We start from the raw sequence: 11,078 nt of genomic DNA on the forward strand, positions 1-11,078 counted from the left end.
AGTCAGACCGCTCAGAACTCCGGCAGGTCGAACAGCGTGTGCAAGGTGGAGCTGGGCACCGGGACGGACGCGAGATGCTCGCGGCCCCGCGCATCCACCAGCACGCGCACCGCGCGCGATGCGACGGTCAAGCCGTCCACGCTGATCGCGGTCTCGACCTCGGCGCCTTCCTTGAGAAGTTCAATGACTTCGGAGGCTGCCGCCGTCGTGGGCTCCGAGATCCACCCGGGAACGCCGCGCACGGCCTGCCCCCAGCGCACGTAGGCGATATGGCCACTCATGGCCTCCTTGCGCACGGCGACGATCACATACAAAGACATCCAGGCCTCCCTAACGTGTGGCCTGGATCGTATAACAGCCTGGCGTCCGCGGCATGACCGCGCCAGTGTCAGGGCTCGATGTCGATGGGCGCAAAGGACTTCACCAGGTCGTCGAGCTGCTTGAGTTGCGTCAGGAAGGGCTCCAACTTGTCCAGCGGCAAGGCGCTGGGACCGTCGCACTTTGCGTTCTTGGGGTCGGGATGGGCTTCCAGGAAGAGGCCCGCCAGACCGACCGCCATGCCCGCGCGCGCCAGTTCGGCCACCTGTTCACGGCGCCCGCCGGATGCGGCGTCCAGGGCCGATCGCTGCTGCAGCGCGTGGGTCACGTCAAAGATCAGCGGACGGTTGCCGGATACTTTTTTCATCACGCCAAAGCCCAGCATGTCGACGACCAGGTTGTCGTAGCCGAAGCTCGTGCCGCGGTCGCAGAGAATCAGCTTGTCGTTGCCGGCCTCGGTGAACTTCTCGACGACGTTGAGCATCTGCGTGGGACTGAGGAACTGCGGCTTCTTGATGTTGACCACGCGTTGCGTCTTGGCCATCGCGACGACCAGGTCGGTCTGGCGGGCCAGGAATGCAGGCAGTTGCAGGATGTCGGCGACTTCGGCGACCGGCGCGGCCTGCCAAGGCTCGTGCACGTCGGTGATGACCGGCACGCCGAACTCCGTTTTCACGGCTTCGAAGATCTTCATGCCCTCTTCCAGTCCGGGACCGCGATAGGAATGGATGGACGAGCGGTTGGCCTTGTCGAACGACGCCTTGAACACGTAGGGGATGCCCAGTTTGCGCGTCACGCGCTGGTATTCCTCGCAGGCGCGCAGCGCCAGTTCCTTGGATTCCAGGACGTTGATGCCGCCGAACAGCACGAAAGGCCGATCGTTCGCGCAGGCGATCGAGGAGGAAATTACGACTTCTGGGGCGGTCATGATGGGAATCCTGTAAAGGTAAGGCAGGTGATAGTGCGTAATGTACAACCTGCCTTACTGCGGCATCCATCTGCCCGCCCCCATTTTCCGGCCAGCACGGGCCGAAAAACACGCGGGCGTTGCGGACCAGGCTTGTCAGGCCCGCTCGAGCGCCGGGTCGCTGACCAGCCGGTAGGCCACCGCGCCGATGATCGCGCCCACGATGGGGGCCACCCAGAACAGCCACAACTGCTCCAGCGCCCAGCCGCCTACAAAAAGTGCCGGCCCGGTCGACCGCGCCGGATTCACCGACGTGTTGGTGACCGGGATGCTGATGAGGTGGATGAGCGTCAGCGCGAAGCCGATGGGAATGGCGGCAAAGCCCGCCGGCGCGCGCCGGCTGGTCGCGCCAAGAATCACGAAGATAAAGCCGGCTGTCAGCACCAGTTCGGTCACCAGCGCGGACAGCAATGTGTATTTGCCGGGTGAATACGCGCCATATCCATTGGCGGCAAAGTGGCTTGCCCGCAGGTCAAAGCCCAGCTTGCCGTTTGCAATGCATGCCAGGACCGCCGCCGCCGCAATCGCGCCCAGCACCTGCACGATGACGTACGGCAGGATTTCCTTGGCGGGAAAGCGTCCGCCCGCCACCAGCCCCACCGTGACCGCAGGATTGAAGTGCCCGCCGGAGATGTGACCCACTGCGAAGACCATCGTCAGGACGGTCAGGCCAAACGCCAGCGCCACGCCCAAGAATCCGATGCCCAACTGGGGAAATCCGGCGGCGAGCACCGCCGCGCCGCACCCGCCCAGCACCAGCCAGAAGGTGCCGAAGAACTCCGCGCCGCAACGCTTGGGTAATGAATACATGACCACTCCTCGATATCGGAAGCCCTAAGGTAGGGGCGGGCGGGAAGGTAATGGTCAAAATAGCCGGATGGCGGGCGCCCTGGGATCGGACAGATGGGGGATGCAGGGGGACGAAATTCAAGGTCCAACTCACCCAGCCTCGTTGACGTCAAAAAACGGCGAGTGCTATGTTTTCAGCGGCCCGCCTTCGCCGGAGGAACACCGTGAAACTGCTACTCGCATTCGCTCCCTTCATCGCCTTCGCGTTGTTGGAGCATCGGATCGGCACGCATGCAGCCCTGGTGGCGGCGACCGCCGTCGCCGCCCTGCTGGTGATACGGGACTGGTTCATTCTTCATGTATCGCCCAAGACGCTGGAAGTCGGCTCCCTGATCCTGTTTGGCGCGCTTGCCTTCGCGACGCGCTTCGCGGGCTTCAGCCCGTCCCTGCTGAGCGTCCGGCTGCTGGTGGACGCGGGCCTCCTGGCAATCGTGCTGGGCTCGATCTTTGCCGGCCGGCCCTTCACGCTTCAGTACGCGAAAGAACGCGTGTCGCCCGAAGTCGCCGCCCTGCCGGCGTTCCGGCGCACGGCCGAGCGGATTGCCTGGGCATGGGCGGCCGCCTTCATGGTCATCGTCGTCGCGGATCTGGCGATGATGTACGTGCCGGCGTTCACCGCCACCGCGGGCACGGTCGTCATCCTGGCGGCGCTGGCTGCCGCGGCCTGGTTTACCGCCTGGTTGCCGAAGGCGGCCAAGCGGTGACGGCGGCTGAGAACGCCGTCCCGACGCCAGCAGAACGTCAATCCGCCTGAACGCGCTCGGGCCACCGCACGTCGGGCACTGCATTCAGGGCGGGCTTTGCGAACAGATAGCCCTGAAAGCGTTCGAAACCGGCGGCCTGGAGCCAGCACCATTCCTCGACCCGTTCCACGCCCTCCGCGACGGGCGTGATGCCCATGGCGCTGCAAGCGCGCGCAATGCCGCAAACGATCGCCTGGCGGGGGCCGTCCAGATGAATGTTCTGGATGAGTTGCCGGTCGATCTTGAGCTTGTCCGGCTGAAATTCGGCCAGCAACGACAGGCCCGCGAACCCTGCCCCGAAATCATCGATCGCGACACCGATGCCTGCCCGGCGCAGGCGTGCGATCGCGTCCCGGAAGGCGAACGGGCGCTCAATGGCTTCCTGTTCGGTGATTTCCACGATCACGTGCTGCGACAAGAGGTCGCAGGCCGCAATCTGATCCACCAGGCGGCTGACCGCCGACGGGTCTTCGATCAGCGACATCGGCAGCAGGTTGACCGACAGCTTCACATTTTCCAGACCCAACCGCCGCGCCAGTTCGAATGCCGCGGCTTTCGATTCCAGATCGACGCGGTAACGCTGAGCGGGATCGAGACTGGCGAACATCTGTTCGGGGGATTCTCCGGATCTGCCGCGGATCAGGAACTCGAAGGATGTGACCTCGCGCCGCATGGGATCGACGATCGGTTGCAGCGCAAAGGGATACGCGCGGGCGGGCGCTGCGGGGTCTTCCTGGATCGCAGCCGCGCCGCTCGCCGCAAACCGCCAGCGGGCAGCATCTTCGCCCTCGACGATATGATCGGTCCCCCGCGCGGCGGCATACCAGCCCAGGATCTTCACGACCCGGTCGTCGCCACGCGCCAGCCGGGCGGAAACTGTCATTTTGGCAAGAATGCGCGAGGACACCTCTTGCGGGCCGAGCTCGCGCAGATCAAGCAAGGCCATCGCATCGCCACCGAACCGGCGGGCCGGCCCCTGGTCCTGCATCAGCAACACGACGTTCTTGTGGGCGTCGTCGCGCCGTATCGAATCGAAAAGGCGCGATACCGCTTCATCGGGGCCCTCCAGCAGCTGCACGAAGTGCACACCGTCAAAGAGCATGATGCCGGTCACGTCCAATGCGGCGTTGCGCGCCCGGGCGGGCGTCAACAGATCGGTCAGATCCTGCGCATTCATGGTTTCGGCAGCACGGCTGCGGTATATCAGTGTGGAAATCATGTCGTGTTCTTTCACGAACGGGTCGGACGTGGGTGAGGCGCTGCGGCGGAGCCCTGAGGCGGCGGGCGGGGGTACGCGAAGCATGGGCGCGAGGCAAGCAAGCCTGGAAGTCCGGCCAGATTCAGCGGCGCGCAATAAACGTCAGTACCGGGTGCGGATTCGCGGACGGCGGCAAGACGGAGAACGGCTCGGGGGGAAACGTGGGTTGAGCCGGAAGATTTGGCCAAATATCCCTGAAATGATCGGTCCGAAACCTAAATCACTGAAAACATGGGAAGTTTGGTGGTGCGAAGGAGGGGACTCGAACCCCTACACCTGTTACGGCGTCAGGACCTAAACCTGGTGCGTCTACCAATTTCGCCACCTTCGCAATAGGCCAAGCCCGCTATTGTAGCTTGCTTGTTAAAATCTTGCGTCATGAATCCGCGCCTCGATGCCCTGCACCCCTACCCGTTCGAAAAATTGCGCGCGTTGCTGGCTTCTGCCAGCTCGCAGCCGGACGGCATTACGCCCATCAACCTGTCGATCGGCGAGCCCAAGCACGCCGCGCCGGAACGCGTGGCGCAAGCCATCCGCGACGGCATGGCCGGGCTTTCCGTCTACCCGTCGACGAAGGGCGATCCAGCCCTGCGCCGGGCAATTTCGGAGTGGCTGGCGCGCCGCTACAGCATTCCGGCGCCCGATGCCGAAACGCAAGTGCTGCCGGCCCTGGGGTCGCGCGAGGCGCTGTTTGCGTTCACGCAGACCGTGATCGATCCCGCGGCCGGTTCCGTGGTGATCTGCCCCAACCCGTTCTATCAGATCTACGAAGGCGCCACGCTGCTGGCGGGCGCGACGCCCTACTTCGTCAACGCCGATCCGGTACGCAATTTCGGCAGCGACTGGAACCAGGTGCCCGAAGACATCTGGAAGAAGACGCGCCTGGTGTTCGTGTGCTCGCCGGGCAACCCTGCCGGCAACGTGATGTCGCTGCAAGAGTGGGAAACGCTGTTCAAGCTGTCGGACCGTCATGGTTTCGTGATTGCGTCGGATGAATGCTATTCCGAGATCTATCTGGACGAGGGCGATCCCCCGCTGGGCGGTTTGCAGGCGGCGCGGCGTCTGGGGCGGGACGACTACCGCAACCTGGTGGTGTTCTCCAGCCTGTCCAAGCGGTCCAATGTGCCGGGCCTGCGGTCGGGCTTCGTGGCGGGCGACGCGGCGCTGATCGGCCGGTTTCTGCTGTATCGCACGTATCATGGCAGTGCGATGAGCCCCATCGTGTCCGCGGCCAGCATTGCCGCGTGGACGGATGAGGCGCACGTGAAGGAAAACCGCCGCCAGTACCGCGAGAAATTCGACGCGGTGCTGCCCATCCTGCAAAAGGTGCTGGATGTGTCGCGGCCGCAGGCTTCGTTTTATTTGTGGGCGGCGACGCCCGGTTCCGATACGGCTTTCGTGCGCGACCTCTATGGCCGTACCGGTGTTACCGTGCTGCCAGGCAGCTTCCTCGCGCGCGAGGCGCACGGCATGAATCCGGGCCAGGGACGCATCCGCATCGCCCTGGTGGCGCCCTTGGCCGACTGCGTGCAGGCGGCCGAGCGCATCGCCCATTTTGTACATACTTCTGTTTGACCAACCTTTAAAAGCTGAGCCGCTATGACTCTCGACCTGCAGACCACCATTGAACAAGCCTGGGAGAACCGGGCCAACCTGTCGCCCACCGACGCCAGCGCCGAAGTGCGCGAAGCCGTTGAGCACACCATCGACGGGCTGGACCTGGGCCGCCTGCGCGTGGCCGAGAAGATCAATGACGACTGGGTCGTGCACCAGTGGATCAAGAAGGCCGTGCTGCTGTCCTTCCGCCTGAACGAAAACGCCATCATGGGCCAGGCGCCGCTGCAGTTCTACGACAAGGTGCCGCTCAAGTTCTCGGAATTCGGCGACAACGCGTTCAAGCAAGGCGGCTATCGCGTGGTGCCGCCGGCCGTGGCCCGCCGCGGCTCGTTCATCGCCCGCAACGTGGTGCTGATGCCCTCTTATGTGAACATCGGTGCCTACGTCGACGAAGGCACGATGGTCGACACCTGGGCCACCGTCGGCTCGTGCGCCCAGATCGGCAAGAACGTCCACCTGTCGGGTGGCGTGGGCATTGGCGGCGTGCTTGAGCCGCTGCAGGCCAACCCCACCATCATCGAAGACAACTGCTTCATTGGCGCGCGCTCCGAAGTCGTGGAAGGCGTGGTGGTCGAAGAGAACTCGGTGCTGGCCATGGGCGTGTTCCTGTCGCAAAGCACCAAGATCTACGATCGCGCCACCGGCAAGATCACCTACGGCCGCGTGCCCTCGGGTTCGGTCGTGGTGCCGGGCTCGCTGCCCTCGGCCGACGGCACGCACAGCCTGGCCTGCGCCGTGATCGTCAAGCGTGTCGACGCGCAGACCCGCGCCAAGACCAGCATCAACGACCTGCTGAGGGCTTGATGAGCAATTCGGCCGTACTGGATCTGGTCAAGGACCTGATCGCCCGTCCCTCCGTCACGCCCGCGGACGAAGACTGCCAGGCGGCGATTGCCGCCCGGCTCGAACGCATCGGCTTTACCTGCGAGACCATCGCGCAGGGCGGCGTCACCAATCTGTGGGCCCGGCGCGGCAGCGCCGCGCCGCTGACGGTGTTTGCCGGCCACACCGACGTGGTGCCCCCGGGCCCGCGCGAGAAGTGGAACAGCGATCCCTTCGTTCCCACGGAACGCGACGGCTGGCTGTACGGCCGCGGGGCGGCCGACATGAAGAGCTCGATCGCCGCCTTTGTGGTGGCGGCCGAGGAATTCGTGGCGGCCCACCCGCAGCATGACGGCTCGATCGCCCTGTTGATCACGTCCGACGAGGAAGGCCCGTCCATCGATGGCACCGCCATCGTGTGCGACGCGCTCAAGGCGCGCGGCGAGCAGCTGGATTACTGCATCGTGGGCGAGCCCACGTCGGGCGACGTGCTGGGCGACACCTGCAAGAACGGCCGCCGCGGCTCCTTGTCGGGCAAGCTCACGGTCAAGGGCATCCAGGGGCACGTGGCCTACCCGCACCTGGCGCGCAACCCTGTTCACCAGCTTGCGCCGGCGCTGGCCGAGATCGTCAGCATTGAATGGGACCAGGGCAACGAGTATTTCCCGCCCACGACGTTCCAGGTGTCCAACCTGAACTCGGGAACGGGCGCGACCAACGTCGTGCCCGGCGAGGCCGTGGCGTTGTTCAATTTCCGCTTTTCCACGGCCAGCACGCCTGAAGGCCTGAAGCAGCAGGTTCACGCCGTGCTGGACAAGCACGGCCTGGAGTACGAGCTGGATTGGGAATTGGGCGGCGAGCCCTTCCTGACCCCGCGCGGATCCTTGACCGACGCGCTGGTGCAGGCGATCCACGCGGAAACCGGCGTGACCGCCGAGCTGTCGACCACCGGCGGCACGTCGGACGGCCGCTTCATCGCCAAGATCTGCCCGCAAGTCATCGAGTTCGGCCCCGGCAACGCCACGATCCACAAGGTCAATGAGCGCATCGAGGTCGCCTCGCTGGAACCGCTCAAGAACATCTATCGGCGCACGCTGGAAAACCTGCTGCTGCCCGCATGATGCCCGCGCCGGCGGGACGCCAGTCCCGCCGCGCACGCTTTCCAGCCCCCTTTCAGGGGGCGTTTTTCCGTTTTCCCCCTGGGACGGTGATTTGAATGCCTGATACGAACGCAACCTCCCGCGACGAACTGCAGACCGTGCGCGACCTGATCCGCTACGGCGTTTCGCGCCTGAACGGCGCCCAGGTGTCGCTGGGACACGGCAGCGACAATGCCTGGGACGAGGCGGTCTACCTGACCCTGCACGCGCTGCACCTGCCGCTGGACACGCTGGATCCGTTCCTGGATGCGCGCGTCTTGCGCGAAGAGCGCGAGCGTGTGCTGGACCTGCTGGACCGTCGCGTGGCCGAGCGCGTGCCCGCCGCGTACCTGACGAACGAAGCCTGGCTTCGCGGCCACCGGTTCTACGTGGACAAGCGCGTGATCGTGCCGCGCTCGCCGATCGCCGAGCTGCTGGACGAGGGGCTGTCGCCGTGGGTGCAGGATGCGCTGGCCGTGGAAAACGTGCTGGACATGTGCACCGGCTCCGGCTGCCTGGCGATCCTGGCGGCGCTGGCCTTCCCGTACGCGCACGTGGACGCGGTGGACGTGTCCCCCGACGCCCTGGAAGTCGCGCGCCGCAACGTCGACGACTACGGGCTTGCCGACCGCCTGGACCTGCACGAAAGCAACCTCTTTGATGCCCTGCCCGCGCGCGAATATGACGTGATCGTCTGCAATCCGCCCTACGTGAACAGCGGCTCGATGCGCGCTCTGCCGCAGGAATACCTGCACGAACCGCAACTGGCGCTTGCCGGCGGCGACGACGGCATGGACCTCGTGCGCCGCATCCTGCAAGCCGCCCCGCAATACCTGTCGGAGAACGGCGTGTTGGTGCTTGAAATCGGCCATGAGCGCGATTTCTTCGAGGCCGCCTTCCCGCAGCTGTCGCCCGTCTGGCTGGACACCGAGGAAGCCTCGGACCAGCTGCTGCTGCTTACCCGCGAGCAACTGAGCCTGTGATACGCGCCAACGGATTGACCCTGCGCCGCGGCACGAAAGTGCTGCTGGACGGCGCCGAATTTGTCGTGAACCCGGGGGAACGGGTAGGCATCGTGGGCAAGAACGGCGCGGGCAAGTCCTCGCTGTTCGCGCTGCTGACCGGCGCGCTGGACGCAGACGCCGGCACCTTGTCGCTGCCCGCCGGTTGGCGCATCGCCAGCGTCGAGCAGGAACTGCACGCGGACGACCGCCCTGCCCGCGAGTTCGTGATCGACGGCGACACGCATCTGCGCGCATTGCAGGCGCAGCGCGCGGCGCTGTCCGACGACCAGGGCACGCAGATCGCCGAAGTGGAAGCCGCGCTGGTGGAAGCCGGCGCCTGGAGCGCGGCCTCCCGTGCCGAGCAACTCCTGGCCGGCCTGGGCTTCAAGCCCGCCGAATGGACGCAACCGGTCGAGAGCTTTTCGGGCGGCTGGCGCATGCGCCTTGCGCTGGCCCGCGCGCTGATGGCTCCGTCCGAGCTGTTGCTGCTGGACGAACCCACCAACCACCTGGATCTGGACGCGATGCTGTGGCTGGAGAAATGGCTGGCCGCCTATGAAGGCACCGTCATGCTGATCTCCCACGACACCGAATTCCTGGACGCGGTCGCGCGGTCGATCCTGCATTTCGACCATGCCAAGCTGACGCGGTATCGCGGCGGCTATGGCGACTTCCTGACGCAGCGCGCCGAGCGCCTGCGCCAGTCCAGCATCGCCTACGACCGCCAGACACGCGAGGCGGCCCGCCTGCAAGGCTTCATCGACCGCTTCAAGGCCAAGGCGTCCAAGGCCAAGCAGGCGCAGAGCCGCGTGAAGGCGTTGGCGCGCATGCAGGTGCTGGCGCCGCTGCAAGCGGAAGCCGGCATCGACATTCGCATCCCCTCACCCGACCAGGTGCCGGATCCGCTGCTGACGCTTGAGCATCTGTCGGCGGGCTACACGGACGCCGAGGGCAATGCCATGCCCATCCTGCGCGATGTGACGCTGATGGTTCGCGCGGGCAGCCGCGTGGGCGTGCTGGGCGCCAACGGCGCCGGCAAGAGCACACTGATCAAGACCCTGGCCGAGGAACTGCCCGTGCAGGCCGGCGAGCGCCGCGCCTCGCGCGGTCTGGCGATCGGATACTTCCACCAGCACCAGCTCGACATGCTGGACGTGGACAGCACGCCAATCGCGCACCTGGCCCGCCTGGCGCCCGAGGCGCGCGAGCAGGAACTGCGCAATTACCTGGGCGGTTTCGGTTTCTCGGGCGATACCGTCACCAGCAAGGTCGGCCCGATGTCGGGCGGCGAAAAGGCGCGCCTGGCGCTGTCGCTCATCGTCTGGCAAAAACCCAACCTGCTGCTGCTGGACGAGCCCAGCAACCACTTGGACGTCGAGACGCGCGAGGCCTTGGCCACCGCCCTGGCAGACTTCGGCGGCAGCATGCTGCTCGTGTCGCACGATCGCCATCTGCTGCGCACTACCGTGGACAGTTTCTGGATCGTGGCGGACGGCGCGGTGCGGGAGTTCGACGGCGACCTGGAGGACTACCGCGACTGGCTGGCCGCGCGCAATGCGGACGAACGCGCCGAGGCGCGGGAAAGCGCCGAAAACGGCAGTGACCCCGTCGTCGATCGCAAGGCGCAGCGCCGCGCCGAAGCCGAACAGCGGCAACGCCTGTCCGCCCTGCGCAAGCCGCTGGAGTCCAAGCTGGCCAAGGTGGAATCCGAGATGGAAAAACTGCGGAGCAAACTCGCGGCCCTGGACGCGGTGATCGCCGATCCGGACCTGTATTCCGACGCGCGTCGCGCCGAACGCCAGAAGGTCATGGCGGACCACGGCGAACACGGCAAGCGCATGGGGGAACTGGAAGAGCAGTGGCTGGAGCTGCAGGGCTCGCTGGAAGAGATCGACCAGAGCGAAGCCTGACCCAAAAGAAGTGGCCCACATTTAAGCGGGCTTCAAATAGAAACCGGCCCCGAATTGGGGCCGGTTTTTTTGGGCTAGCTGTTTTCGGCTGGCCTATAACCGCGCACTTGCCTTGACAGGCCTCGGGCGCGCGCCTGCGGTCACGAGTAAGGACGCTCGCGCAGGCGGGTGTGGTTGTCGATCACGGTGTCGATCACTTCGCGCAGGATGGTCTCGGCCAGATCGGGCGGCACGCCGGCTTCCAGTGCCAGGCGCCGGATGCGCTCGACCTGCTGGGCCTCGCGCCTGGGGTCCACCAGATCCATCCCGTGGTTGGTTTTCAGTTCGCCGATCATGTCCGTGCAACGGAACCGCACACCCAGCAGCAGCATGATCTGCTGGTCGATCTCGTCGACTTCGGCGCGCAGGGACGCCAGCTCGGCTTTGGGGGAATCGTTGTTGGCCATATGTG

The 11,078-nt window shown here is 65.6% G+C and carries 11 protein-coding genes and 1 tRNA gene; 6 read left to right on the forward strand and 6 right to left on the reverse strand.

Annotation, left to right across the window (positions count from 1 at the left end; translation table 11 throughout):
- Window positions 1-11: 11 nt before the first annotated feature.
- The 3 genes from H4P35_RS15785 to aqpZ all read right to left on the reverse strand — a co-directional run bounded on the left by H4P35_RS15785 (window position 12) and on the right by aqpZ (window position 2,095).
- Window positions 12-320 (reverse strand): hypothetical protein, encoded by a 309-nt coding sequence (locus H4P35_RS15785; protein WP_056324448.1) that lies wholly within the window; start codon window positions 318-320, stop codon window positions 12-14.
- A gap of 68 nt (window positions 321-388) precedes the next feature.
- Window positions 389-1,246: a 3-deoxy-8-phosphooctulonate synthase gene (gene kdsA, locus H4P35_RS15790; protein ID WP_226846195.1), complete on the reverse strand. Its 858-nt coding sequence runs from the start codon at window positions 1,244-1,246 to the stop codon at window positions 389-391.
- 135 nt (window positions 1,247-1,381) lie between these two features.
- Complete coding sequence (aqpZ, locus tag H4P35_RS15795; RefSeq protein ID WP_056324443.1) at window positions 1,382-2,095, reverse strand: aquaporin Z; 714 nt, start codon at window positions 2,093-2,095, stop codon at window positions 1,382-1,384.
- A 203-nt stretch (window positions 2,096-2,298) separates the two neighbouring features.
- On the opposite strand from aqpZ, the gene H4P35_RS15800 reads away from it, so the two are divergent.
- Window positions 2,299-2,838 carry a hypothetical protein gene (locus H4P35_RS15800; RefSeq protein ID WP_226846196.1) on the forward strand — a complete coding sequence of 180 codons (540 nt, stop codon included), beginning with the start codon at window positions 2,299-2,301 and terminating at the stop codon, window positions 2,836-2,838.
- 37 nt (window positions 2,839-2,875) lie between these two features.
- Here the strand turns inward: H4P35_RS15800 and H4P35_RS15805 are convergent, their stop codons facing one another.
- Window positions 2,876-4,096, reverse strand: a complete 1,221-nt coding sequence (locus H4P35_RS15805) for a diguanylate phosphodiesterase (protein WP_226846197.1) — start codon at window positions 4,094-4,096, stop codon at window positions 2,876-2,878.
- A 283-nt stretch (window positions 4,097-4,379) separates the two neighbouring features.
- Window positions 4,380-4,466 (reverse strand) — tRNA-Leu (locus H4P35_RS15810).
- 47 nt (window positions 4,467-4,513) lie between these two features.
- Between H4P35_RS15810 and dapC the strand changes: the two genes are divergently transcribed.
- From dapC to H4P35_RS15835, 5 genes are all read left to right on the forward strand, one after another.
- Window positions 4,514-5,710 (forward strand): succinyldiaminopimelate transaminase, encoded by a 1,197-nt coding sequence (dapC, locus tag H4P35_RS15815; RefSeq protein ID WP_056324436.1) that lies wholly within the window; start codon window positions 4,514-4,516, stop codon window positions 5,708-5,710.
- Window positions 5,711-5,734: 24 nt separating this feature from the next.
- Window positions 5,735-6,556, forward strand: a complete 822-nt coding sequence (gene dapD, locus H4P35_RS15820; RefSeq protein WP_056324432.1) for a 2,3,4,5-tetrahydropyridine-2,6-dicarboxylate N-succinyltransferase — start codon at window positions 5,735-5,737, stop codon at window positions 6,554-6,556.
- The gene (gene dapE / locus H4P35_RS15825) at window positions 6,556-7,695 is read left to right on the forward strand and encodes a succinyl-diaminopimelate desuccinylase (protein ID WP_056324429.1); all 1,140 of its coding nucleotides are present in this window, start codon (window positions 6,556-6,558) and stop codon (window positions 7,693-7,695) included. Before dapD ends, dapE begins: the two co-directional genes overlap by 1 nt.
- A gap of 95 nt (window positions 7,696-7,790) precedes the next feature.
- Window positions 7,791-8,696, forward strand: coding sequence for a 50S ribosomal protein L3 N(5)-glutamine methyltransferase (prmB, locus tag H4P35_RS15830; protein WP_226846198.1), 906 nt, complete (start codon window positions 7,791-7,793; stop codon window positions 8,694-8,696).
- Window positions 8,693-10,627 (forward strand): ABC-F family ATP-binding cassette domain-containing protein, encoded by a 1,935-nt coding sequence (locus H4P35_RS15835; RefSeq protein ID WP_226846199.1) that lies wholly within the window; start codon window positions 8,693-8,695, stop codon window positions 10,625-10,627. The genes prmB and H4P35_RS15835 overlap by 4 nt, the downstream gene beginning before the upstream one ends.
- Before the next feature lie 140 nt (window positions 10,628-10,767).
- Here H4P35_RS15835 and H4P35_RS15840 read toward each other — a convergent pair whose 3' ends face one another.
- Window positions 10,768-11,073, reverse strand: coding sequence for a chorismate mutase (locus tag H4P35_RS15840; protein ID WP_056324424.1), 306 nt, complete (start codon window positions 11,071-11,073; stop codon window positions 10,768-10,770).
- Window positions 11,074-11,078 lie beyond the last annotated feature (5 nt).

Origin of the sequence: Achromobacter sp. 77 (assembly GCF_020541125.1) — a bacterium.
GTDB classification, from domain to species: domain Bacteria; phylum Pseudomonadota; class Gammaproteobacteria; order Burkholderiales; family Burkholderiaceae_B; genus Achromobacter; species Achromobacter mucicolens.